The organism is Chryseobacterium sp. CG10_8, from assembly GCF_058117085.1.
Map to the genome: position 1 here is coordinate 1 of NZ_JBYVEB010000042.1, position 26,074 is coordinate 26,074.

Genomic DNA, 26,074 nt, shown 5'->3' on the forward strand with positions numbered 1-26,074 from the left:
TCAGATACATCTTACTTTTATTAACCATCATCGCTTCCTGTGTTTCGTACATCGGGGCGTATGAGCCATTTACGTGGTGGTTGGAAGCATTGCCAGTTTTCGTTGGTCTTTTTTTTCTATTGGTTTTTAGAAAATATCAATTTTCCAATCTGACTTATATTGTCATTTTCGTTCATTTTTTGGTTTTGCTTTTGGGTGCGCATTACACCTATGCAAAGGTTCCAGGCTTCGATTGGATGAATATCTTTGGGGGAGATAGAAACAACTACGATAAAATTGGACATTTTATTCAAGGGTTTTCGCCAGCTATGATTGCGAGGGAAATTTTGGTCAGAAATAAGGTAGTCAATGGAAAGAAATGGTTGTTCTTCATCGTTATCTGCATTGTGGTGGCGATTAGTGGGTTCTATGAGTTGATTGAGTGGTGGGTGTCCTTGTTTTCAGGTGAAGCAGGAGATAGTTTTCTTGGGACCCAAGGCTATATTTGGGATACGCAAACTGATATTTTTACTGCTTTTATTGGGGGTATGACGATGCTTTTGTTCTTTTCTAAAATTCAAGACAGAGAAATTTCAAAAATAGTGTAACTTTTAGGCTTTAATTTTTACCAATCTATAAGTACATCAAATAAAATTATGAGAAAATTAAACATTAGTATTTTGGCATTTGCCGGAATTGTAGCACTTAACTCTTGTGGAAGTGCAAAAAAAGCTTCACAAGTTGAAACTCCACCGCCACCAATTGAGGAGGTAGCTGTAAAACCAAGAGTTGAAGAAAAAGGTCTTGACCTTGCTCAAATGGACAAAAGCGTTAGGCCACAAGATAATTTTTATAATTATGTTAACGGAACTTGGATGAAGACAGCGGTGATTCCATCTGACAAACCAAGTTGGGGTTCGTTTAACCAATTAAGAGAGACTACAGACGATAATTCGCTTAAGATTCTTAATAATATTCTCAACGAAAGCTACGCTAAAGGCACTGAAGGTCAGAAAATTAAAGACCTTTATGCTTCGTACATGGATATGGATAAGCGTAATGCAGACGGAATTAATCCTATCAAAAATGATTTGGCAAAAGTAGATGCTATCAAAACGGTAGCAGATTTGCAAAAATTCTTGAAGGAAGTTACGCCACAAGGTTTCAATCCTTTTTATGGTTGGGGAGTAGATGCTGATTTGAAGAATTCTAAAATGAATGCCATCTATCTTGGTGATGCTAGTCTTGGTCTTGGAAGAGATTACTACCAAAAAAAGAACGAAAGAAATACGGAAGTTATTAAAGAGTATAAAAAATATGTAGCTTCGATGCTTGATGTTTTGGGTTATAAAAACTCTGCGTCAGTTGCAAGTCAAATTGTAGATTTCGAATCTAAAATGGCTAACACCCTTTTGACCAACGAAGAGATTAGAGATACCAATTTGATGTACAATCCAAAGACCATTTCTGAGTTGAAATCTTTGGTGAAAAACGTTGATTTACCTTCTTATTTGACATCAGTGGGTGTTAATACCAATCAAGTAATTGTTCCTGAAATTAAGTATTATAAGAATCTCGATTCCTTCATCAATGCTAAGAATCTTCCTTTGATTAAAGATTATATGAAGTATCATATGTTATCCGGAAGCGCAAGTGTTCTTACGAAACAATTGGATGATATGAAATTCGATTTTTATAGTAAGTATCTTAATGGTCAGAAGGAGCAACGTGCTATGAACAAGAGAGCGCTTTCTACCATCAATGGTGTTTTGGGAGAAGCTTTTGGTAAATTATATGTTGAAAAATATTTCTCTGTAGATTCTAAGAAACAGATGTTAACTTACATTGATTATCTGAAGAAGAGCTTTGCTCAACATATCAACGGATTGCAATGGATGTCCCCAACAACTAAGGAAAAAGCTTTAGAGAAATTAAATAAATTCACGGTAAAAGTTGCATATCCAGACAAATGGAAAGATTATTCTAAATTGACGATTACACCAATTTCAGAAGGAGGTAATCTTTACTCTAACCTTGAAAATGTGACGGCTTGGCAATACCAAAAAGAACTTGCAAAGATCGGGAAACCAGTTGATAAAGAAGAATGGGGAATGTCTCCTCAAACAGTTAACGCTTATTACAATCCAATGAATAATGAGATTGTTTTTCCAGCAGCGATTTTGCAACCACCTTTCTTTAATCCACAAGCGGATCCTGCAGTTAATTTTGGTGGAATTGGAGCAGTAATTGGACACGAAATGACGCACGGATTTGATGATTCTGGAGCACTTTTCGATGCTGATGGCAACTTGACCAATTGGTGGACAGATGAGGACAAAAAAGCTTTCGAAGAAGTGACGGAGCAATTGGCTTTGCAATATGATAAATATGAACCAGTGAAAGGAAGCTTCGTTAATGGTACTTTTACGAATGGTGAAAATATTGCCGATTTGGGTGGTGTTAATATCGCTTATGATGCGTTACAAATGTACCTTAAAGATCACGGAAATCCAGGTCTAATTAGTGGTTATGATCAAAATCAGAGATTTTTCATGAGTTGGGCTACTGTTTGGAGAACCAAGTCAACTGAGCAATATTTACAAAATCAAGTGAAGACAGATCCACACTCACCAGGATATTTTAGAAGTTTTGGACCTTTAGAAAATACTGAATCTTTCTACGATTCATTTGATGTGAAGCAAGGTGACAAGCACTATAAAACACCTGAAACCAGAATCAAAATTTGGTAATAAAAATAACTTATATTACAAAATCACCCATTTTTGGGTGATTTTTTTTGATGTTGTAACGATGGACATTATTATCGTACTTATATCTAAAAACAGAGAATGGAGAATATTATAGAAATCAATGACTTGAGTTTTGGTTTTGATTCCAAAAGAAAAATTCTTAAAAGTGTAAATCTAAAGGTTCCCAAAGGTTCAATTTATGGCTTTTTAGGAGCAAATGGTGCAGGAAAATCAACAACCATGCGACTTTTGATGGGGATTTTCAATGACGACCATCATGCAATCAAGATTTTTGATGAAGATATTTCTCAGATTTATCCTCAAGCTTTTCAAAAAATTGGATCACTCATTGATTATCCTGCATTCTATGACCATCTTTCGGGTTATGATAATTTAAAGATTGTTTGTATCACCAAGAAACTGAAGTCAGAACGTATCGATGAAGTTTTAGAATTGGTAGGACTTTCTCACGCGAAGAATATCAAAATGAAGAAATATTCTCTTGGGATGAAACAACGTTTGGCGATTGCTCTTGCCTTAATCAGTAATCCTGAATTATTGGTTTTAGACGAGCCTGTTAACGGGTTGGATCCAAGCGGAATGATGGAAGTTAGAGAGCTCTTGGTTAGATTGAATAAAGAACAGGGCGTTACTATTTTTATTTCTAGTCATTTGCTTCAAGAAATTGACAAGATGGTCACCCATTTGGCAATTATTTCCGAAGGAGAAATTAAGTTTCAAGGTTCTCGCGAAGAATTAAGTGAGCTGTATCAATTCCAAAAGACAAAATTTGTCCTTCAAAATGCAGAAAAGTTTTTACCCCAACTTAAGGAACGATTTGAGGTAAATTTAAAATCTGAAAAAGAAATCTCCGTTGTAACTCATTCACAGAAGGATATTGCTGAAATCAATGCGTTTTTGGTAGGACAAGGAGCGGAAATTTATCAGATTACTTCTGATGGTGGATTAGAAGAATGGTTTATGGAAATCACCAAACAGAATTAGTTGGTATCTGAATACTACTAAGTACTCTTCAATCAAAAAACGGAATTTTTCCATCAAAAAAACAATTTACAAATGAAACAAGAATTACAATATATCAAAACTGCATTTTCTATAGAATGGTTGAAAATTAAAGGACTTGGTCTCAAGCTTTTTGCCATTATCGCTGCCGCTTTCTTGCCACTTATTTTCTTTATTTTTAGAATTTTTGATGAAGACTCAAGAAAATATGGGGGGGTAATTACAACTGTAACCAAGTATAATATTACTGAGGTTATCAGAGGTTATGGAGGTTTTTTCATGCTTATTTTTATAATTGTTGCTGCTACCAGAATTGCTCAGACCGATCACAAAAATAATGGATGGACATTTTTAGAAACTCAACCTTTGAGCAAATTCAGTATTTACATAGGGAAATTTTTAGCGCTGACTTTGTTGAGTTTTATTTCGATTAGTGTCTTTCTTTTTTCAACTTTAGTTTTTGGCTACATTGTACAGTTGATTTTTCCGCAAGAAAATTTAACAGCTGGTTTGGATATGATATTCATCCTAAGAACCTTTATAAGACTATTTGTATTAAGTCTTGGCGTAATTTCTTTACAAATGATGTTATCCATCATCATACCTGGATTTGTTTGGCCTTTTGTTATTGGTTTTGTTGGTATAGTTGTAAATGTTTTTGCTAAAGGCTTAGGTAAAACCTTTGATTATTCTCCGTATAATTATGTTGATACGGCATTGTTTTTCAAAGATTCAACGCAGCTTAATCAGCTTTTTAATTATTCTGAAGCTTTGAGTATTTTTTGGACGGTGCTTTTCTTCGTTATCGGTTATCTTTGGTATAGCAGAAAGGGTTTCAAAAACGCTTTTTTTGCTAATTCTAAGCAGACTTTTATAAGCATAGCTGGTCTTCTTGCTTTTGTCGCCATATACTTGTGGATTACCAAGCCTATTTATCCGCAAAAAAATGGAGATTTAACCATTATTGAAGGTTCCGTTTTGTCTAAAGATAACAAAGTGGATACGATTAAGATCATTTCGAGAGAACTTGGAGAAGAACTTGCTTTGATACCTGTCAAAGACGGAAAGTTCCGTTGGGAAAGCAAGGAGAATATCCCCATTTCTGAATTTGTTTTAAATGTCTCTGGGAAGAGAGAATCTTTTGTACTGTCGAAGGGAGATCATTTGATTTTTGAAATTAAAATTGATCCAAAAAACTTTGAAGCTTTTCAAAAGGGAACAAGGAAAGCAGAGGCGCAATATATAGCAAGTTCGGGTAGTGCCTATTCATTTTTTTATGAAAATGTGGTGAATGAAAAACTGCACACCAACGATCCTGACAAATTTTATGAAGAAGCTCAAAAAGAGTGGGAGGATTCGAAAGAGGGTATAGAAGATTTTCGTACAAAAGAAAACATTTATTTCGCAGACGATTTTAGAGATTATCAACTACAAAAAAATGCGGTCCGAATGTTAGGCGCTATCCAAGATTACCAACGAATTACTTCATTCACGAATAAGAAGTTTGCAGCTCCCACAGCTTTTGAGAAGGAACTTAAGGATTTGGTCGCAAAACCATCGGCACTTCTTTTAGTTTCCGATGATTTCAAAGATTGGAAGCTCAAAACACTGCTTCCAAAGGAAGGGACAAAAGATTCTGATAGTATCATTTTTGCTCAACTTTCGAAAAAGCCTACAAGTGAAGAGAAAGACCGATTGTTGAGTTTTCAGCTTATCAAGACCTTTGATTTGCTTAGTGACGAGAAAAGTAGAAACCAGCTATTCACAAGTAAGGAATCCGAGTTTAAGGATAAAAAGTTCCGAAATTATGTAGCCAAAGAATTGATGGTGATTAACAACCAACAAAAAGGAAAGCCTTTCCCTGAACTAATTTTGGAAACGGAAGATGGTAAAAAGGCTTCTTTGAGTCAGTTCAAAGGGAAATATGTGGTGATTGATTTTTGGGCAACATGGTGTGCGCCTTGTAAACAGACCAGTCCAGTATTTGAATTTCAAGCACAGAAGAATCGTTACAACGACAAAGTTGCTTTTGTGTCCGTAAGTATTGATGAAGATAAAAATAAGTGGAAATTGGATATTAAGAATAACAAATCCACCGTGACAAAATGGTGGGTTGCCAATCCAGACGTACTTAGAGCGCTTGGACTTAACAGTATCCCAAGATTTATGATGATTGACCCTGAAGGGAAATTATATAACGCCAATCTTCCTGCTCCAACTGATACCAATTTTGAGGATATTGTGGATCAAGCGACAGGTTATAAGGTCTATAGATTTGATTAATCTTAAAATAAATAGAAGAGAATGAAAATCATTGCAGAGAAAAATATCATTATCTCCAATCCGGAGACCAAATCGTTTCTTGTGGATGCTTTTTATAAGGAGACTTCTGAAAAGTTGCCTTTGGTGATTTTTGTGCATGGTTACAAAGGTTATAAGGATTGGGGAGCTTGGAATCTCATGGCTGAATCATTTGCACAAGCAGGATTTTTCTTTGTCAAATTCAATTTTTCTCATAACGGAACGACGATTGAACGTCCTTCGGATTTTGGAGATTTGGAGGCATTTGGACAGAATAATTATTCCAAAGAATTATCTGATTTGGATATTGTCCTCGATTATTTTATTCAGAATGAAAAGGTAGATGCTCAAAATGTGACGCTAATTGGACATTCTCGCGGTGGTGGGATTTCCATAATTAAAGCATCCGAAGATTCCAGAATCCGCCATTTGATTACTCTTGCAAGTGTTGATTCGCTTGACCGTTTTCCAAAGGGAGAAGCCTTTGAAGATTGGAAAAGTAAAGGAGTTTACTATTCGTTTAATGGAAGAACTGGTCAGCAAATGCCTCACTATTTTCAGTTTTTTGAGGATTTTGAATCGAACAAAGAACGGCTTTCAATAGAAAGAGCTATCAAAAAGTTTGATGGTGATTTTATGATTATTCATGGGACTCAAGACGAAGCGGTTGATGTTTCTGCCGCTACCCAATTGCATCAATGGAATCCTCATTCAGCTATACAATTAATAGATAATGCTCAACATACTTTTGGCGCAAAAGAACCTTGGTTAGAAGAAAAATTGCCTTCTGATCTTCAGAAGGCAACCGATATTATGATTGATTTTTTGAAATTAAAGCAGCAATAATACTGTACTAAAGGAGTTTTTACCTAACCGCCTTCTTTCTAATATCTTTTAGAATTTTATTTAGATTTTTTTTCGAAAGCGCATCTGTAGAATAATTAAGTGTTGGACTACTTTTGTTTTCGTTTTGAGGTCGATTCATTTCTATAGGCGCTTGAGCTTCTCTCGAAATGGAGGAAGAGGCCTTTTGAGAGTATATTTTCTTAAGAGTCTTTAAGTCATAAACTTCAAGAAGAGCAAAAGCTTCATTTTTGCTATACTCCAAAGGTTCATATATTTCTAAAGAACTAATCTGGTCTCTTACTTTCTTTGTACTGACATTCACCAAAAAGTCATAATCTGTATTTTTCTTTAGATTTTCTAAATCCTCTAAACTTGGATTAAATGGAATTTTGGACGGAAACAAATCTGTTTTGGAATTGATTTGATTAATCGAAATAGCATTTCCATTGCTTAAAGATTGAAATTCAGAAAGGATTTTTTGATTTAAATTCTCTTTTTCTGCCGAACTTAGTTCAGAAGAAAGATTATTAACAATCCACTTCTTGTTTTGAGAGAAAACTAATGCTCCACTAAGTCCACTATAATCTCTGGTTACAGGAACGTGACAGCTTTGTAATGCGCAGAATACGATAGCAAAGAGCAGATTACGAATTTTCATATTTTAGATTTTTAGGATAGACCAGGCTTCTTCAATTTTACTTTCTAAAAGCAATTTTTGTGCTTCCAGATGGATGTTTTCATCTGCTGAAAAGCTTCCATCTGGAAGAGCTTCAACATTAGCAAGCATTCCCAAGTCGTTTCCTGTAAATACTTTTGAAAATTTGATTTCATTAGGAAGCAAGTCAAAGCCAATTCCCTTTGTGACCAAAGGTTTTGGTACTTCGAAGAGAGTTTCAACGGTGTTTTTAGAATACCAATTTCCACCTAAACGAGCCACCATATCCAATTTGGTTTGGTCAAGATTTCCGTTCTCATCACAATATTCTTCTCGAACATGGATTTTTACAACTTCGCAAATCACCAAATTTCCGGCTCCGCCTTCCGTGCCTAAAGGTTTTACTTCAATGACTTTGCACTCCATATTAACTGGAGCTTCAGCAATGAGATGAGGTTTTACCAAATCCGCTGGCTTCATCGTAAGTCCGGATTTTACAAACTCGTTAACTCCGTCTCCATATTCAGTTGAAGACAAGGAAACTTGTTGTACCATGTCGAAATTGACAGTTCCAATAACGACTTCTGGTACTTTCAGTATGTTTTCCAAAGTATGTTTGGTTGAATTATCCCTCACTCTCCTTGCTGGCGAGAAAATCAAAATGGGAGGAACTGTACTGAACATATTAAAAAAGCTAAAAGGCGACAAATTGGGATTGCCTTCCTCATCAATTGTGGAAGCCAAAGCAATTGGTCGTGGTGATACCGCTGTTTGCATAATGGTTTGCAACTGCACTGGTGAAATATCGGATGGTGTTATTGTTTTCATTGTTGTTTATTTTTCTAATTCTTTCTCAAGGACATCAAATGCCATACTTCCAGAAAATTCTGAAACTCCAAAAACACGACTTTCCAAAAATCTTACAATTTCTAACTGGGCTGGCTGATTATTTTTAAGGTCTTTCTTGATTTGTTTTCCTATTTTGAAGTAAATCTTTTGTGTAGATAAAGAGCGTTTTTCGGGCATCTCATAGAGAAAAATGATTTCATTATCCTTTGGGTGGTAAGTGGTATACGTATCCATAATATACAAACCATCACCAGTTGAATGAATATTAAATAGGACTTTGGAAAAATCGCTTGATTTCATTTTGAAGTAATCAGCGTCAAATAATTTCATCATTTTAGTGACTCCCAAATTATTTTCTGCTTCTTCATATTGGTCCATAAAAGATTCGAAGTCCGTAATTTTTTGCTTCTTTTCATCTTTCGATCCATTTTCGGATTCTTCAAACTCATCTAAATTGATGACCTGCAATGTACCAAAACTTGTTTTTTCGGTATGTGCGGCATTTCCATAGAATTTTTCATAAAACTCTGTTCGGGATTTAATTTTTTCTCCTTCGATATAGAAAAGATTTTGTTCCGCCTTCCCATTTTCATCAAATTTTACAAAAAGGCCATGTTCTTTACCATTTTTAAAAGGAAGCTTTGCCATAATTTTTCCGTTAGGGTAATATAAAACTTGAGTTCCATGCTGTTCATTATTTAGCATAGGAGTTTCAAAATCTACGCCTCCATCTTCTTCTCTATATTTGATAACTGTACCAGTTATTAAGTTGTCAACGTAGGGAGTCAGAGTCATACGATATCCATTTTCATAATAATGAATCACATCACCATTAAAGAATTCTTTATCGGGAAAGTCTGAAATGGCTTCCATCTGCTTTTTACCATTCTTAAAGTAGTCAATAATGAGATATTTTCCAGAACTTGTTTTGGCGGGAGTAGGACGATAAAACTCAGCCTTCATTTTTTCAGTTGGGTTCCAGTCTTTATCATACCAAATGGTGTCTTTTTGACAATAACTTTTTTGGAAAACGAATAAAAAAAGAACTACATAAAATATCTTCATAAAATTGAAATTATTTCGCTGGTAGAACTTTAGCTTTTACCTCACCGAAGCCCACTCTGAGTCCGTCTTTTTCTGAGTATCCTCTCATGATAACAGTATCATGATCTTCAATGAATTTTCTTTCGGTTCCGTCAGAAAGTTTTAAAGGATTTTCTCCTCTCCAAGTCAGCTCTAACATTGATCCGAAAGATGTTTTCTCGCTTCCAGATATAGTTCCTGAAGCATAGATGTCACCCACTTCCACATTACATCCATTCACAGTGTGATGTGCTAATTGTTGAGACATATTCCAATACATGTATTTGTAATTGGACTGGCTGATGATATTTTCTTCACCATTTTCTGGTTGAATCAAGACTTCAAGATTGATATCGATATTTTTGTTTCCTTCAAATTTTAGATAATCCAAAACTTCAGGTTCTTGCTTAGGAGAAGCGATTCTGAATGGTTCCAATGCTTCCAAAGTAACAACCCAAGGTGAAACAGATGAGCAGAAATTTTTAGCTAAAAATGGTCCAAGTGGAACATATTCCCAACTTTGGATATCTCTTGCGCTCCAGTCATTAAAAATGACCATTCCGAAAATAGCATCTTCGGCTTCAGCCACAGAAATACTTTCGCCTAACTCGGTATTTTTATTAACGATAAACGCCATTTCTAATTCGAAGTCCAACTGTTTTGTTGGTCCAAAAACTGGATTGGTAGCGTCTTTTGGCTTTTGCTGACCTTTTGGACGATGGAAATCAATTCCAGAAACAACAATAGAAGAAGCTCTACCATGATAACCAACAGGAAGATGTTTCCAGTTAGGAAGCAAAGCGTTTTCTGGATCGCGGAACATTTTTCCAACATTGGTTGCATGTTCGATGCTGCTGTAGAAATCCGTGTAATTGCTTACATGGACAGGCATTAGCATTTCGACTTTATCCAAATCATAAAAACAATCTTCGATGCTTTTTTCGTCATGAGATAGGGTGGAACCTTCGAGCAAAAGACTTTGAATTTTGAGTCTTACCACATTGGTCGTTGGTTTTCCTAATTCGATGAATTCATTCAGGGTGTAAGCTTCGAAAACGTTTTCACTAATCCCTTCTACATCATCAAAGTAACCATAGTCGTATAATGTCGCCAAATCAACGACCATGTCCCCGATTCTTGTGGCACATGCAATATATTCTTTGTTAAATACCGCAACTCCAAATGGAATATTATGAATTGAAAAATCCGAATTTTCTGGATAGTTGATAAAAGATTTCATATCGTTGATTTTCAAGTTAAAAGGTTCAGTGTCTCAAGTTAAATACTTTCTACACCGAACCTTAGTTTGTTTTGTTATTGAATGTTATTTTTTGTCTTTCCCAAAAGAAGCTTGGTCAATCCATCGCTCTTTGGAATTGATGTCGATGAGGTAGAGAATTTTGTCTTGTCTCGTTAAGAGTAGGGTCTTCGTAATCGGAATCGAAATCTTTTTGCCTTCCAATAGGTCAACTCTTATAGAGATAATATTACGCTTACTTCTGACATAATCACCCGTAAAGACATTAGAAGAACTTTCTCCCGTTTTTTTATCGTCAAAAACTTCTACATAGGTTGCTTGTTTGCCTTTGAGCACGATAAATTTTCTTTCTGTGTGGTCGTCAAAATCTTTAATTAAATAAAATTTCTTTTCATCGATATTGACGTTTTCCAGATGTTGGTTAATACCACGCTTTTCCTCAAGACGGGTTAAGATGGCATCTAAGCTTCCATATTGGGCTTGGGCATTCCAGAAAAGTAAACAGAAAAACAGTAAAGAAAATATCTTTTTCATTCTTAATGGGGTTGATTGAAAAGCTACACTAACAAAATTCAATCCAAAATTATTTTATAGATTTCCTCTTCTTGCTTGTTCTCTTTCCAATGCTTCAAATAAGGCTTTGAAGTTACCTGCACCAAAGCTTTGAGCGCCATGTCTTTCGATGATTTCATAGAAAAGGGTAGGACGGTCTTCCACTGGTTTGGTGAAAATCTGAAGAAGATATCCTTCTTCGTCACAGTCAATTAGGATTCCTAAATCTTGTAGTTTTTTGATATCCTCATCAATCTGTCCAACTCTTTCAGGAACCATTTCGTAATAGGCTTCTGGTGGAGCAGAAAGAAATTCGACACCTCTATTTCTAAGTTCAGTTACAGTTTTGATGATGTCTTTGGTTGCAACAGCAATATGTTGTACACCTTCACCTTCATAGAAATCCAAATATTCTTCCACCTGAGATTTTTTCTTTCCTTCAGCTGGTTCGTTAATTGGGAATTTTGCGAAGCCATTTCCGTTACTCATTACTTTGGACATCAATGCAGAATATTCTGTGTTGATTTGTTTGTCATCAAAACTCAAAATGTTAACAAATCCCATTACTTCTTCGTACCATTTTACAACAGGAAGCATTCTGTCCCAACCTACGTTTCCAACACAATGGTCAACATACAAAAGACCAACATCAGAAGGGTTGTAATCACTTTTCCATTTTTCATAACCAGGCATGAAAGGACCATCGTAATTTGTTCTTTCGACAAACATATGGATGGTTTCTCCATAAGTATAGACTCCAGACATTCTTACTTCACCAAATTCATCTGTGATGGTTTTTGGCTCCATGTAGGGTTTTGCTCCTCGTTTTGTAGTTTCCTCGAAAGCGCTGTACGCATCGTCAACCCAAAGTGCTAAAATTTTAACTCCATCCCCGTGTTTTTTTACATGCTCATTGATAACTGAATCCGAGTTAAGCCCTGTAGTAAGAACCAATCTTATTTTTCCTTGTTGTAAAACATAAGAAGCTCTGTCTCTTACTCCAGTCTCTGGTCCTGCATAAGCAATTCCCTGAAAACCGAACGCAGTCTTGTAGTAATGGGCTGCTTGTTTTGCATTTCCCACATAAAACTCAATGTAATCTGTTCCGTTAATTGGCAAAAAATTCTCTGCCTGAGCTATTTTTTCTGCAAAAGTTAAAGTTGACATTAGTAAAGTTTTTGATTAAAAAAATTATTTGCCAAGATACGAATTTTTGAAAGTATATAAAAATTAAAATCCTTTTGAAAAGGGAATTTAGACCAGTGAAAAGACAGTTTTTCTAAAAGTTCTTTTGCCTTGATGCATTAGAAGCAAAAAATCGAGACTGAACTTTTTTGCTAAAATTTTAGATTATGGTTCTTGGCAACAAATCCAATTTTAAGTGCGGTGTTCTGTTAGAGTTCAGCTGTAAAATATTGCACCTATAGTCAAATCTATTTAAAATGTCATGCTGACGAAGGAAGCATCTATATAGATTCTTCGACTCCACTTCGTTCCGCTCAGAATGACAAACAAATATATCATGAAAAATTATTAGGATTTAACTATATCATCAAACAAGAAATTTTTCAGAGCTTCTTTTTGAGAACATTATAAACGTTAAAAAAAAACCTTGAATCTGTTAATGGATTCAAGGTTTTTATAAAGTATTTAAGATTTTGCAAAGCGTTCATATGCCGCTCTGTCAAGCATTTCGCGGTCATCCGGATGTGCAATTTCAATCAAAGATTTTGCTCTTTGTCTAAGGTTTTTTCCATATAGATTGGTAGTTCCGTACTCGGTTACCACATATTGGATATGACCTCTTGTTGTTACAACACCAGCTCCTTGCTTTAAGAAAGGAACAATTCTTGGGATTCCTTTTTTGGTTCTTGAAGAGATGGCCAAAATTGGTTTTCCGCCTTCAGAAAGTGCAGCTCCTCGCATGAAGTCCATCTGACCACCAATTCCACTGAATTGATATGTTCCGATTGAATCTGCACAAACTTGTCCAGTCAAATCGATTTCGATGGCAGAGTTAATGGCGTGCATTTTCTTGTTTTTCATGATAACGATAGGGAAGTTAACATGCTGTACATCCATAAATGCTATAGATGGGTTGTCATGAACAAAATCGTAAAGTTCTCTTGTTCCAAAACAGAAACTGGTAATGGTTCTGTTAAGGTGAGTTCCTTTGTATTTGTTGTTAACCACATCTTTTTTAATTAATTCGATGGCTCCATCACTGATCATTTCGGTATGGATTCCTAAGTCTTTGTGATTTCCTAAACATTTTAAAACTGCATCAGGAATGGTACCGATTCCCATCTGTAAGGTAGAACGGTCATCAATAAGTTCGGCAACATTTCTACCGATTTGCATTTCTTCTTCACCTACTTTTGAGCCGTAATCCAAAGTTAAAAGATCGTCTTCGTTCCAGACCATTTTGTGAATTCTGGATTCGTGGATCATTCCATCGCCATGGGTTCTTGGCATTTTTGGATTAACAATCGCAATAATTTTTTTTGCAGAATCTACAGCACCTCTTGCAACATCAACCGAGGTTCCCAATGAACAATATCCATGAACATCAGGTGGAGAAACGGTAATCATCGCTACATCCAATGGTAAATATCCAGATCTGAAAAGTTGCGGAATCTCACTCAAAAAGATAGGTAAAAAATCACCTCGATCTGAGTTAACAGCATCTCTTACAGGTGCTGATGTGAAAAGAGAGTTAACATAGAAACTATCTTTGTATTGAGGTTTAGCAATTTCAACATTTCCTTGTTGAGTAATGGAAACAAGTTCCACATTTTTCAATCTTGAGGATTGTCTTGCTAATTCGTCATAAAAAAAATTGGGGGTACATGCGCTTCCGTGTCCAAAAATTCGGTCTCCACTTTTGATTTCGGAAACGGCTTCTTCCACGCTTACATAATTAATCATTGTCGTATATTTTTATTGAAAAAAAACCTTCCCAAATTTACAATTTTTTGAAGGTTTTTGCCTACTGAATATTATCATATTTCCCTTTTAAAGCCTATGCTTTGCATAAAAAATAGAGCGCTAAGGAATCGATCTATTGTTTTTGAACTAAGAGCCTGTTTAAATTTGTAAATTAATTTTAACATTAAGGTATTAAGAGCATTTAGCTTAATGATTCTTAATTAAAAATCAAATTTTGATTTCTTATTTAATTCTACTTAATTAACTGAATATCTTAATGTTAAAAAAAGAATAAACAAAGTTTATTTCTTTTAGAAAATTAAGAAAAAAGGCATAAGAATTTTTCTAAATTTAATTTAAACGGACTGTAATTATGAAATACTAAGCTCTCGGTTATTATTTTTTTAAGCAGTACTTTTACTTGGTCATATTTTTTGTTTAAATAGAACTTAAATTAAAGATAGTTTTCCTGATTTTCTAACCACGAAGTCAGATAATTAGGGTCTTCAATTTTAATAGCTTCTTCTGTAATTTTTAAAGGACGGAAAGGATCCACCATTACTGCGTATTCTTCAGTCGCTTTTTGACCAATACTTCTTTCCATCGCGCCTGGATGCGGACCATGTACAATTCCTCCTGGATGTAAGGTGAAATCCATTAAGTCAATATGATTACGGCTCATAAAATCTCCTTCTGTGTAGAAAAGAACTTCATCAGAGTCGATGTTAGAGTGATTATAAGGCGTAGGAATTGCCTGTGGATGATAATCATAAAGTCTTGCTACAAAAGAGCAAATTACGTAGTTATGTCCTTCGAAATTTTGATGGATTGGAGGCGGAAGATGTACGCGCCCTGTAATAGGTTCGAAGTTTTTGATGTTGAATTTGTAAGGATAGAAATATCCATCCCAACCTACCACATCAAAAGGATGAGTTGCATAGATAAAGTCTGTTATTTGATTCTCTTTTTTAACTTTAATCAAGAATTCACCTTTTTCGTCTTTGGCTTCAACAAAGGTTGGAGCGATAATATCTCTTTCGCAGAAAGGAGAATGCTCTAACAATTGACCAAACTCATTTCGGTAGCGCTTTGGAGTGTATATTGGTGAATGACTTTCTAAAAAGAACAAGACATTTTCTTTGGTATCAAATTCCATTTGGTAAATAGTACCTCTCGGAATGACAAGATAATCACCAACTGAAAATTCGAGGTTTCCAACAAAGGTTTTCAATGTTCCGCTACCTTCATGGACGAAGAAAAGCTCGTCGCATTCGGCATTTTTATAAAAATAATCGGTTGAATTTTGAGGTTTTGCCAGACCCATCTTGAGGTCATTATTGAGAAGTAGAACTTTTCGACTGTCCAAAAAATCACTTTCGGGAGTCACATTCATTCCCTTAAACATCCTTGGTGCCACATTTTTTTCGATGGCCACTTTGGGAGTAACATCTTTTACACCTTCGATTCTAACAATTTGAGTCGGACGATGGGTGTGATAAAGCAACGAAGCAATTCCATGGAAACCTTCTGTACCAAAGAGTTGTTCGTAATAATAGTTGCCTTCATCAGATTTGAAAACGGTGTGTCTTTTTTGAGGAATTTTTCCTAATTGGATATATCTCATAGTTCTTGTTTTGATATTCTCAAATCTACAATTATTTGAGGGAACATGAAAATGAGATTTGCTAAAAGACGTTTAAGAGTGGTTAAATCTTAGAACTGAAACTCCATGAGAGATTCATAGAATTGATCCTCCATAATTCCCAATTGTTGACAAAGAATTTGCAAACCGAAAATGTTTTCGGCGATATTTTTATCAAAGTTTTGAAGGTCAATTTCTCCCAATTCAGTTTCGATAAGATGAGAATGCTGGCCGGTATTGAAAGTAGGTAAAGGAAAAGCCAATTTCCTGAAATAGGTGATTGCTTGTTTCAGTTCTTCTTCCATTTCGTTGCTTTCAGGATAAATAAAGATTCCACCTGATGCAATATTCTGAATGATTTTCTGAATGTCTTCTGTTTTGTAAGAATGAGATAGAAAAACGAGATTGGGCTTGATTTGAGAAACCAAAGATTCGTTTTCCATCTGAATCATGATAAATTCGGAATCGTTAACAATCTCCCTTGTATCTGAAACGAAATTTATTTGCTCCCCTGAAAATTCAATAGAATGTAATAACAATTTAGACATGCTGTCATCACAAAGAGAGAGGACTTTTGTCTTGTTTTGAAGTCGGGTTTCAATATCTGAAATATTCAAAAGATAGCTTTTTTTAGACTTTAAAATTATGGATTGTCCGTTTTGGGTGCGGCTTCAGCTTCTTTCTGTGCTTTCAGCTCTTTTTCGTAATCATGCAACACATTGAATTCGTCTGTTTGCTCAATAGCAGTCATGATTTTTTTCAAGATCTCTTGAGCGTTTTCGTTTTCGTAGTCGATTTTCAATGGTTTTTTGAATTCCATAGTTGGTTCGACTCCCGTCACTTTTACTCGAAGACCTTTTTTGTCAAAAGCTCTACGGAAACCATTAATTTTGATTGGGATTACAATTGGTTTTTGTTGTTTGACCAATTTGGCAGTTCCTTTTCTTCCTTGCGCGAAGGCGGCAGTTGTTCCCTGAGGAAAGGTGATTACCCAACCATTATCCAGAGCTTTCATAATGTTGTTAACCTCGCTCAAATCGACCAAACGATTGACCGTTTTTCCTTCGGCACGCCAAGTCCTTTTAACGGTGACAGCTCCTGCGATTTTGAAGATACGAGCAAGAAAACCTTTATTCATTGTTTCTTCCGCAGCAACATAGTAGAAGTCTACTTTTGGGTTGAGGAGATAAACTGGATTTTTTATCGTGTTAAGATAACCATTGTTAACAGCACAAAAGACATGATACATTGCGGCAACATCAGCAAAGTAAGTCTGATGGTTGGACATGAAAAACACGTTCGTTTTAGGAAGGTCAACGAGGTTTTCGGTTCCGGTTATTTTTAATTTATTAAAACCATTAAATCTTCTGTAAGAAACGATTCCTACTATGAAAATAATGAACCTTTTTAGAAAATAAGGCGTCCCAAATGCATCGGTAAATATGTTCTTCTTTGCCATTTCAACTTAACATAATTTGCAAATTTACAGATTTTTCATCAATTGGCTAAATTCATTTAGAATCATTGAAGTAGCCCCCCAAATAAAATAACCATTAAAGTTAATGACTGGAACTTCGACACCTCGAGAGGAGGGGAGAATCATCATTTCTGGTTCCTCGGTCAATGTTAGAATTGAAGAGATAGGAAACTCAATTAATTCCGTTGCTTCTGATTGTTGAAGGAAGAATTTTGGATTCCTTTTGGTGTACGAAATGTAAGGATGAACGTAGAAATTACTTGGTGGAATGTAGATAGGTGACATTTCGCGGATAATTCTAATATAATTGTGTTCGATTCCCATTTCTTCAGAAGTCTCTCTGATGGCGGTTTGCGCAAAACTGATATCGGCTTCTTCTCGGCTTCCTCCTGGAAGTGAAATCTGTCCGCTGTGACGGTCATTCTCGTTTTCGGTTCTCACCATCAAAGGAAAAAACCATTCGTCATTTTTCTGATAAAGCAAAATGTTGACGGAGGCAAAGCGCGGATTTCTTTTTAGGATTTCTTCGTAGGAAAGTAATGGACGATAAGGAGGAGAATATCTACTATGCGCATTTTCTCCTTGCAAGCCTGCGTTTCTTATCTTTTGAAGTAAATCTTTTCCGAAAGTTTCCATACTTCAAATATAATAGAAATTTGGTCGAAATAATTTTGTTAAGTCATTTTTAACGCAAGAATCGCAAAGATTTTTTAGTAGTTTATTGTTTTAAGGTTCACAAAGGAGTTTTACTTGGCAATGTTCTCAGAGATAAAATCACTTTTGAAATAAAACAGATACGCGATAAAAAAATAAAACTTTCGAATACTCGAAAGTTTTATTTGATGTTTTTTTGAAATCCAATTAATTAGAATGAGCAATGAGCTCTTCTTTTTTGGAATTGTACAATCGATATTCCAAATACTTGAAAGAATCCCTTGGAATAATGGTTATCCATTTTCTGTATTTGATAAACCATTTCATTTGTACGCTGCTGATTCCTTTGGTAAGGTAAGCCTCAACAAATGGATGCACATGAAGGTAGAGTTTACCTTTTTCCTTTTGCATAATATTTCTGATGGCTTCACCCATTTTTTCAACAACTACGATTGGAGCGAGAATCTCTCCGTCTTTGTTAGGGTTTTCTTCTTTGGTTTCGATTTGTTTTTCTGGACGATTCCTTTGTCGTGTAATCTGGATAAGTCCGAATTTTGTAGGAGGTAAGATTTTGTGTCTTGACTTGTCTCTTTGCATTTCTTCTTTGATATGCTCGTAGAGTTCTTTACGGTGATTAGTATCCTTCATATCGATAAAGTCGATAACGATGATACCACCCATATCCCTTAGTCTTAATTGTCTCGCGATTTCTGTCGCGGCCAATTTGTTAACTTCCAAACCGTGATTTCTATTGGTTGTGGAAGACATAATGTTAGGTCCAGAGTTAACGTCAATAACGTGAAGTGCTTCCGTGTGTTCAATCACCAAATAAGCTCCTTTGGAACTTGGGATGTTGACATGTTTTCCGAAGCTCTGTTTCAGTTGTTTTTCTACATTGTAATATTCCATCAATGGAATATGAGAATCATAAAACTGAACAATGTTTTGACGTCCCGGAGCAATAACTTCCAAATAATTCTTCATGTCATTAACCATTACCTCGTCATCACAAATAATGCTTACAAAGTCTTGGTTGAAGTTGTCCCTCAAAATAGCAGAAGCCTTGTCGTCTTCGCTTAATACTCTTGATGGAACTTTATTTTTTTGGATGTTGTGAAAGGTGTTTTCCCATTTTTTGACAAGCTCATTCATGTCGTTATGGAGTTCCGCTACTTTTTTGCCTTCGGCTACAGTACGGATAATAACTCCAAAACCTTCAGGTTTGATACTTTCAATAAGGGTACGAAGTCTTTCTTTTTCTTCTGGATTGCTAACTTTCTTTGAAATTGAAACTTTGTTGTCAAAAGGAATGAGGACAAGGAAACGTCCTGTTAAAGAAATCTGAGTAGAAATTCTGGGTCCTTTTGTAGAGATGGGTTCTTTGGTGATTTGCAGGAGAACGGTTTCGTCCTTTGCAATCACTTTGTCGATCACCCCATTTTTGTCAATGTCTTTCTGAATTTCAAAGTTTTTAAGACTTGGATTGTTCTTTTTCTTAGAAAGCGTTTCTTTGAGAAACTTTTTATAAGTTAGAAGTTGTGGTCCCAAATCCTGATAATGCAAAAATGCATCTTTGCTATATCCGATATTAACGAATGCAGCATTGAGGTTGGGTGCTAGTTTTCTTACTTTTCCAAGAAACAAATCTCCTACTACAAAATCAGCCGCATCCTCTTCTGCATGGAGCTCGAAAAGGCGACCGTCTTCCAAAAGTGCGATGGTCGTGGTGTCGGCTTCATGCGATACAATAAGTTCTTTCTTCATTGTTGTAGTGATTATAAACAAAATATAGTCGGCGAAAATTCAATGAAATAATACACCAACTATATTTATTATTTTCTAGATAGAGACTAGACTATTTTTTCTTATGTCTGTTCGCTCTTCTTCTTTTCTTTCTCTTGTGCGTTGCAACCTTATGTCTTTTTCTTTTCTTTCCGCTTGGCATAATTTTCTTTTTTTGTAATTATTAGATAAGATTATTTAACTTTCACTTTTGTTTTTACTTTCTCTACGAAAGATTTAGAAGGTTTGAAAGCAGGAATGTTATGAGCAGGAATTTCTATTGCTGTATTTTTAGAAATATTTCTCCCCGTCTTAGCTGCTCTAGTTTTGATGATGAAAGAACCGAAACCTCTAAGGTACACGTTATCATCGTTGTAAAGAGAAGTTCTAATCTCATGCATGAAAGCTTCGATGATTTTTTGAGTTTCGTTTTTTTCAGTTCCTAATTTGTTAGAAATTGTGTTTACCAATTCTGCCTTTGTCATTTCCTAGTATATTTTTAATTTTGGTGTGCAAATATAAAACTTATTTTTGAAAACTTACAAACAAAACCCTGATTTTCTATGCCTTGGTGAAAAAGTTCTGACTTGGTTCCAAAAATTTGGAAGAGAACTTCCCTTTAGAAAAACAAAACTTCCTTACCGTATTTGGATTTGTGAAATTATTTTTCAACAAACAAGAATAGAACAAGGATTGGAGCATTACCGACGTTTTATCGAAAGATTTCCAGATGTGGCCACATTAGCAGCTTCACCAGAAGAAGAAGTTTTGTTGTATTGGAAAGGGCTAGGTTATTATTCTCGCGCTATTAATCTTCATAAAGCTTCTCAGCAGATTGTCAACGATTTCCAAGGGAAGTTTCCAGAAGAATATGATGATATACTTCAACTGAAAGGAGTGGGGAAATATACTGCGGCTGCAATTTCCTCCATTTGTTTTGGTAAGAAAATTCCAGCAGTGGATGGTAATTTTTACCGCGTGCTTTCCCGATTGTTCGGCGATGATTATGATATTTCTGCTTCGGGAGCGTTTCAGTATTTTTCGGAAATTGCGGTCAAAATGATCCCTGAAAATAAAGCGGGAGATTTCAATCAAGCAATTATGGATGTTGGTTCAGAGATTTGTAAACCGAAGAATGCACTTTGTTACGATTGTCCCTTGGTTGATGATTGCATCGCCTACAAGCAAGGAAAAGTGGAGGAATTTCCAGTTAAAACCAAAAAAGTTATAACCAAGGAATTAGAAATGCAGTATTACTTTGTGTTTTATAAGAAGCAATTTGCAGTGAAGCAACGTGATTCATCTGATATTTGGAAAAAATTGTTCGAGTTTCCTAAGTTTATCCCATCTGATTTTCATGTACATATAAAGGATCAGAAAAAAGTTCTTCATAAACTTACTCATCGAAATATGACCATTACCTTTAATTTGATTGAATTAAATTCTTCATCTCAATGGAAAAGATTTCTCACAGATGGAGATTATATCGCGATGACGATGGAAGAATCGCATGAACGTTCATTCCCTAAACCTTTGCAAACCTATATGGAAGAGTTGAGTTTTTTGAAGTGATATTTCTGATATTTTTCTTTTGGATAAGTTCTCAAAATGAAATTTCAAGTGATAAAATCCTAAAAATCAAATCCCATTGCCAACTAATTTGTATTTTTGCCGAATGTTAAAAAAGATTGTCCCATTTTTTATCTTTATGCTCCTGATTTCCTGTGGGAAAGATTATATGCCAAAACCCTACGGCGAACTTCGTTTGGAGTATCCAATGCCTGTTTATAAGCAGTTTGAGAGTGATTGTCCATATACTTTTGAGTATTCGGATTTTGCAACGATGATTGACGCACAGAAAAAACCATGTTGGTATTACATAGAATATCCCAAGATGAAGGCTAAAGTGTTTGTTACCTATTACCCGATTCAGAATAACTTCGAAAGTCAGATCAAAGAGGTAGAAAAAATGGTGTATGAGCATACCAAGAAAGCGAGTGCCATAGAAACCAAATCTTTCGAATATCCAGAGAAAAGAGTTTATGGTAATTTCTATGAATTGAAGGGGGAAAGTGCGAGTAACTTGCAGTTTTTTGTTACAGACAGCACGAAGCATTTTGTTTCAGCTTATTTGTATTTCAATTCTCGACCAAAGCCAGATTCGCTTGCTCCTGCAATAGATTACGTTAAAAAAGATATGATGCACCTAATCGACACTTTTAAGTGGAAATAGGGGGGGAAGGATGGATGATGAATGATGAGAGATGATTGATAAGAGATGTTAGTATTGAATCCTAAACATCAAACTCTCAACAGTAAACATCAATCCTCAAAACTTGAAAAGCAATATTAGAATAAAAATTTAGAAAAAAAATATATGAAATTATTAGTAGTTGGAAGTGTAGCTTTCGATGCGATTGAAACGCCATTTGGAAAAACAGATAAAATTTTAGGAGGAGCAGCGACTTATATTGGTCTTGCAGCTTCTGTAATGAATGTTAAATCTGGAATTGTATCTGTTGTTGGAGGAGATTTTCCGAAGGAATATCTTCAGATGTTAGAAGACCGTTCTGTTAATACTGACGGAATTGAAGTAGTTGAAGATGGGAAAACATTTTTCTGGAGTGGCAAATATCATAATGATCTTAACTCAAGAGATACTTTAGTAACAGAGGTTAATGTTCTTGAAAATTTTGACCCAAAAATTCCTGCGTCTATGCAAGATGCAGAGGTTTTGTTGTTAGGTAATCTACATCCTGGTGTACAGCTTTCTGTCCTAGAAAAAATGAACAACAGACCTAAGTTGGTTATTCTTGATACGATGAATTTTTGGATGGATACCGCATTGGAAGTGTTGATGCAGATGATTGCTAAGACAGATGTTATTACTATCAATGATGAAGAAGCTAGACAACTTTCAGGAGAATATTCTTTGGTGAAAGCAGCAAAGAAAATCCATGAAATGGGACCAAAATATGTGATTATCAAAAAAGGAGAGCACGGAGCATTGTTGTTCCATGAAGGGAAGATTTTCGCAATTCCAGCAATGCCATTAGAGGAGGTATTTGACCCAACTGGAGCTGGTGATACTTTTGCAGGTGGATTTGCATCTTACCTCGTTAAGAAGGAAAGTTTTGATTTCGAAACGATGAAGTCTGCGCTGATTGTTGGTTCGGCTTTAGCTTCTTTCACAGTAGAAAAATTCGGGACGGAGCGTCTTAAAGAGATTACTCATGTAGAATTAGCAGATAGAATTAACAGCTTCAAAGAACTAACCACTTTTGAAGTAAGTGTTGATTAACACTAATTTTAAGAAATAATTATAATATTTTATGAAGCAGAATTCACACAGAATTCTAAATTTGCAACTTGATTAATAAAATTAATATGAGTAATAACAGATATTTAGCAGGAATTTTATTTCTTTTATGCGTTATTTTTTCATCCAAATCCTTTGCTCAACCGATGCAGAAGGGAGATTTGGTTGATGGAATAGCTGCAGTTATTGGAGATGAAATCATTTTGGAGTCGGACATTGTGGAACAGATGAATTATGATAAGATGCAAGGAGCAATGAATGTTGGGAAATGTGACTTTATGAACCGAATGGTCAATAACAAAGTGCTTATTTATCAAGCTAAAAAAGATACACTCATAGAGAATCAATCAGCAGCGATTAAGAGTCAAGCAGAAAGTAAATATAACAATATGCTTTCTCAGTTTCCAGATGAAAAAACGATGCTTTCAGCGTACAAATTTCGTACTCCTTACGAAATGAAAAACGCTATCGAAAAGATTGATACGGACCAATATTATAGTGGTGAAAAGTATAGGAGAGTGACGGATAAAACGGACGTTACGCCTGCAGAGGTTACCGATTTTTATAACCAATACAAGACTCAATTACCCGATGTTAAGGATGAAGTGACCTTAGCAAGAATCAGCAAATATCCTAAAATGACGGAGGCTCACAAAGAAGAAATGATTAATAAATTGAAAAAAATTAAGCAAGATATTCTTAATGGAGAGTCATTTGAAAGTCAAGCGAGAATTTACTCCGAAGACCCAGGATCCGCAGCAAATGGAGGGTCAATGAAAAAAATTCTGAAAGGTCAAATGGTGAAGCCTTTTGAAGCAGCTGCGCTTAACCTTCAGGAAGGTGAAATCTCCGACCCAATCGAATCTGAGTTTGGTTACCATATCATCAGACTAGACAAAAGGTCTGGAAAGATTTACGATGCTAGTCACATTTTGTTAATGGCGGTGCCTACTGAAGAAGAGATTGCTTCTACCAAAAAAGAGTTGGATAGTATCAAGACTTTGATTCTTAATGGAAAATTGACCTTTAAAGAAGCAGCATTTAAATTTTCTGATGACAAATCGACCAAGTTCAACGCGGGGATTATCACTGGAAGAGATGGTTCTAATAGAGTTGAAGTACAGTCTCTTAGTCCAAATTTAGCATTTGAAGTAACAGGGCTTAATAAAGGGGACATGACTTCTACATTTGAAGAAGAACTTAACAGAAGAAAAGTTGTAACCCTGATGAGAGTGGAAAATACAATTCCTGCACATCAGATCGCGTTAGAAACCGATTACGATTACATCAAACAGATGGCTCTAGATAAGAAGAAGGGCGAAAAACTCGAGAAATGGGTAAAAGAGCAAGTTCCAAGCATGTTTATTTCTATTAATGATAGATATAAGGAATGTACTGAACTTTTAATTAAATAATTTTAGGTTACATATACGTATTTTAAAAAACCTTCGGAATTCCGGAGGTTTTTTTTAAATTTAACTCCAACTAATTCTGCAAATAAATATTCTATGAGCAACTTTATTCACTTTGGAATCGCTGAGAAAATGTACAGTGAAGAGCGTAATAAGATTACCCAACTATTTGAAATTAAATACCCTATTATTCAGGGTGGAATGATTTGGCATTCGGGGTGGAGATTGGCTTCGGCTGTTTCTAATGCTGGAGGTTTGGGATTAATTGGCGCGGGAAGCATGTATCCTGATGTTTTAAGGGAAAATATTGTTAAATGTAAAGCGGCCACCGACAAACCTTTTGGTGTTAATATTCCTATGTTATACCCTAATTTGGACGAAATTATTAAGATTATTTTGGAAGAAGGGGTCAAAATTGTTTTTACCTCGGCGGGAAATCCTAAAACCTATACAGAAACCTTACAAAAGGAAGGATTGAAAGTAGTACACGTTGTGTCATCTACCAAATTTGCGATGAAATGTGAAGATGCTGGCGTGGATGCCATCGTTGCGGAAGGCTTCGAAGCAGGTGGACATAATGGACGAGATGAAACAACAACAATGGTCCTGATTCCCAACGTCAAGAAAAATATTTCTAAACCTTTAATCGCTGCTGGTGGAATTGCAACTGGAGCCCAAATGAAAGCAGCAATGATTTTGGGAGCTGATGGCGTCCAAATTGGTTCTCGATTTGCTGCAACTACCGAAGCCAGTGCGAATGAACAATGGAAAAACAAAATAGCAGAATTAAGCGAGGGGGATACTCAATTAACTTTAAAGGAATTAGCTCCAGTTCGCTTAGTTAAAAATAAATTTTATCAAGATTTAGAAAAATTATATGAATCAGGAAGAAATGTTGAAGCTTTGAAAGAGGCTTTAGGAAGAGCCAGAGCCAAACGCGGTATGTTTGAAGGCGACCTCGAAGAAGGCGAGTTAGAGATTGGTCAGGTTTCCGCTTTGATTGATGAGGTTCTTCCAGTTGACCAAGTTTTTGCAAAACTTTTGAAGGAATTTAAGGAGGCAGGATATCAAGAGTTTTAATCTTATACTGATGAAATATCAACAAAAAAGTAGCTCATTGGAGCTACTTTTTTTATTTCTGTTAAATGTAATTTAATTACAAAGAAGCTAAAGTTTGGCTTAATTCTGCATACCCACCACCATTATAACCGTTCTTCAAGCCTTGGGAATTAAGATATTCTAAAGCTTTTCCGCTTCGATTTCCGCTTCTGCAGAAGATGACCACTGGTTTTTCGATGCTTAAGATTTCTTCTTGACGGTCTTCGATTTCTCCCAAAGGAATGTTGGTTGCACCTTCGATTTCTCCGTCCATCATCAGTTCCATAGGCTCTCTTACATCAATTAATGCGTAGTTTCCAGATTGTAATACTTCGTTAAGATTTTCCATTTTTATTATTTTCTGTAAAAGTAATTATTTTACAAAAACAAAGTCCAATTGTGTGATAAAAAAACCGCGTCAGAGATAAAACTTTGACACGGTTCAATAACCAATTATAATTAATTT

Annotated in this window: 24 protein-coding genes; 10 read left to right on the forward strand and 14 right to left on the reverse strand. The window is 35.5% G+C overall.

The window, feature by feature from the left end; translation table 11 throughout:
* The 5 genes from AC4AGG_RS08500 to AC4AGG_RS08520 all read left to right on the forward strand — a co-directional run.
* A partial coding sequence (locus AC4AGG_RS08500; RefSeq protein ID WP_489771566.1) for a DUF2238 domain-containing protein occupies positions 1 to 587 on the forward strand: 587 nt, incomplete at its 5' end.
* A 48-nt stretch (positions 588 to 635) separates the two neighbouring features.
* Entirely contained in the window at positions 636 to 2,729 is a 2,094-nt protein-coding gene (locus AC4AGG_RS08505; protein ID WP_489771567.1) for a M13 family metallopeptidase, read from the forward strand.
* A gap of 99 nt (positions 2,730 to 2,828) precedes the next feature.
* Entirely contained in the window at positions 2,829 to 3,734 is a 906-nt protein-coding gene (locus AC4AGG_RS08510; RefSeq protein ID WP_489771568.1) for an ABC transporter ATP-binding protein, read from the forward strand.
* 72 nt (positions 3,735 to 3,806) lie between these two features.
* A complete protein-coding gene (locus tag AC4AGG_RS08515) occupies positions 3,807 to 6,035 on the forward strand; it encodes a thioredoxin-like domain-containing protein (RefSeq protein WP_489771569.1) in 2,229 nt (742 codons plus the stop codon).
* Between the two features lie 21 nt (positions 6,036 to 6,056).
* A complete protein-coding gene (locus tag AC4AGG_RS08520) occupies positions 6,057 to 6,899 on the forward strand; it encodes an alpha/beta hydrolase family protein (protein ID WP_489771570.1) in 843 nt (280 codons plus the stop codon).
* A 19-nt stretch (positions 6,900 to 6,918) separates the two neighbouring features.
* Here AC4AGG_RS08520 and AC4AGG_RS08525 read toward each other — a convergent pair whose 3' ends face one another.
* The 13 genes from AC4AGG_RS08525 to AC4AGG_RS08585 form a co-directional block, all read right to left on the reverse strand.
* Positions 6,919 to 7,557, reverse strand: a complete 639-nt coding sequence (locus AC4AGG_RS08525) for a hypothetical protein (protein WP_489771571.1) — start codon at positions 7,555 to 7,557, stop codon at positions 6,919 to 6,921.
* Between the two features lie 3 nt (positions 7,558 to 7,560).
* Positions 7,561 to 8,382 carry a flavin reductase family protein gene (locus AC4AGG_RS08530; protein WP_489771572.1) on the reverse strand — a complete coding sequence of 274 codons (822 nt, stop codon included), beginning with the start codon at positions 8,380 to 8,382 and terminating at the stop codon, positions 7,561 to 7,563.
* 6 nt (positions 8,383 to 8,388) lie between these two features.
* The gene (locus AC4AGG_RS08535; protein ID WP_489771573.1) at positions 8,389 to 9,468 is read right to left on the reverse strand and encodes a toxin-antitoxin system YwqK family antitoxin; all 1,080 of its coding nucleotides are present in this window, start codon (positions 9,466 to 9,468) and stop codon (positions 8,389 to 8,391) included.
* A gap of 10 nt (positions 9,469 to 9,478) precedes the next feature.
* Positions 9,479 to 10,726, reverse strand: a complete 1,248-nt coding sequence (gene fahA, locus AC4AGG_RS08540; protein WP_489771574.1) for a fumarylacetoacetase — start codon at positions 10,724 to 10,726, stop codon at positions 9,479 to 9,481.
* An 84-nt stretch (positions 10,727 to 10,810) separates the two neighbouring features.
* Positions 10,811 to 11,278 (reverse strand): hypothetical protein, encoded by a 468-nt coding sequence (locus tag AC4AGG_RS08545; RefSeq protein WP_489771575.1) that lies wholly within the window; start codon positions 11,276 to 11,278, stop codon positions 10,811 to 10,813.
* A gap of 54 nt (positions 11,279 to 11,332) precedes the next feature.
* Positions 11,333 to 12,463, reverse strand: coding sequence for a 4-hydroxyphenylpyruvate dioxygenase (hppD, locus tag AC4AGG_RS08550; protein ID WP_489771576.1), 1,131 nt, complete (start codon positions 12,461 to 12,463; stop codon positions 11,333 to 11,335).
* A gap of 483 nt (positions 12,464 to 12,946) precedes the next feature.
* A complete protein-coding gene (locus AC4AGG_RS08555) occupies positions 12,947 to 14,224 on the reverse strand; it encodes an acetyl-CoA hydrolase/transferase family protein (RefSeq protein ID WP_489771577.1) in 1,278 nt (425 codons plus the stop codon).
* A gap of 454 nt (positions 14,225 to 14,678) precedes the next feature.
* On the reverse strand, positions 14,679 to 15,848 hold the full coding sequence (locus AC4AGG_RS08560) for a homogentisate 1,2-dioxygenase (RefSeq protein ID WP_489771578.1): 1,170 nt from the start codon (positions 15,846 to 15,848) through the stop codon (positions 14,679 to 14,681).
* An 89-nt stretch (positions 15,849 to 15,937) separates the two neighbouring features.
* Complete coding sequence (locus tag AC4AGG_RS08565; protein WP_489771579.1) at positions 15,938 to 16,483, reverse strand: hypothetical protein; 546 nt, start codon at positions 16,481 to 16,483, stop codon at positions 15,938 to 15,940.
* A gap of 26 nt (positions 16,484 to 16,509) precedes the next feature.
* A complete protein-coding gene (locus AC4AGG_RS08570; protein WP_489771580.1) occupies positions 16,510 to 17,325 on the reverse strand; it encodes a lysophospholipid acyltransferase family protein in 816 nt (271 codons plus the stop codon).
* Between the two features lie 24 nt (positions 17,326 to 17,349).
* Positions 17,350 to 17,979 (reverse strand): NUDIX hydrolase, encoded by a 630-nt coding sequence (locus AC4AGG_RS08575; RefSeq protein ID WP_489771581.1) that lies wholly within the window; start codon positions 17,977 to 17,979, stop codon positions 17,350 to 17,352.
* Positions 17,980 to 18,204: 225 nt separating this feature from the next.
* Entirely contained in the window at positions 18,205 to 19,761 is a 1,557-nt protein-coding gene (locus tag AC4AGG_RS08580; RefSeq protein ID WP_489771582.1) for an Rne/Rng family ribonuclease, read from the reverse strand.
* A gap of 212 nt (positions 19,762 to 19,973) precedes the next feature.
* The gene (locus tag AC4AGG_RS08585) at positions 19,974 to 20,264 is read right to left on the reverse strand and encodes an HU family DNA-binding protein (protein WP_489771583.1); all 291 of its coding nucleotides are present in this window, start codon (positions 20,262 to 20,264) and stop codon (positions 19,974 to 19,976) included.
* A 46-nt stretch (positions 20,265 to 20,310) separates the two neighbouring features.
* Here AC4AGG_RS08585 and mutY point away from each other — a divergent pair, with 46 nt between their 5' ends.
* The 5 genes from mutY (at position 20,311) to AC4AGG_RS08610 (ending at position 25,590) form a co-directional block, all read left to right on the forward strand.
* A complete protein-coding gene (gene mutY / locus AC4AGG_RS08590) occupies positions 20,311 to 21,351 on the forward strand; it encodes an A/G-specific adenine glycosylase (RefSeq protein WP_489771584.1) in 1,041 nt (346 codons plus the stop codon).
* A gap of 103 nt (positions 21,352 to 21,454) precedes the next feature.
* Positions 21,455 to 22,012, forward strand: coding sequence for a gliding motility lipoprotein GldD (gene gldD, locus AC4AGG_RS08595; protein WP_489771585.1), 558 nt, complete (start codon positions 21,455 to 21,457; stop codon positions 22,010 to 22,012).
* Between the two features lie 144 nt (positions 22,013 to 22,156).
* The gene (locus AC4AGG_RS08600; RefSeq protein ID WP_489771586.1) at positions 22,157 to 23,080 is read left to right on the forward strand and encodes a PfkB family carbohydrate kinase; all 924 of its coding nucleotides are present in this window, start codon (positions 22,157 to 22,159) and stop codon (positions 23,078 to 23,080) included.
* An 86-nt stretch (positions 23,081 to 23,166) separates the two neighbouring features.
* On the forward strand, positions 23,167 to 24,513 hold the full coding sequence (locus AC4AGG_RS08605; protein WP_489771587.1) for a peptidylprolyl isomerase: 1,347 nt from the start codon (positions 23,167 to 23,169) through the stop codon (positions 24,511 to 24,513).
* 93 nt (positions 24,514 to 24,606) lie between these two features.
* A complete protein-coding gene (locus AC4AGG_RS08610) occupies positions 24,607 to 25,590 on the forward strand; it encodes an NAD(P)H-dependent flavin oxidoreductase (RefSeq protein WP_489771588.1) in 984 nt (327 codons plus the stop codon).
* A gap of 76 nt (positions 25,591 to 25,666) precedes the next feature.
* On the opposite strand, the gene AC4AGG_RS08615 is transcribed toward AC4AGG_RS08610, so the two are convergent.
* Positions 25,667 to 25,957, reverse strand: a complete 291-nt coding sequence (locus AC4AGG_RS08615) for a rhodanese-like domain-containing protein (RefSeq protein WP_489771589.1) — start codon at positions 25,955 to 25,957, stop codon at positions 25,667 to 25,669.
* Between the last annotated feature and the right edge of the window lie 117 nt (positions 25,958 to 26,074).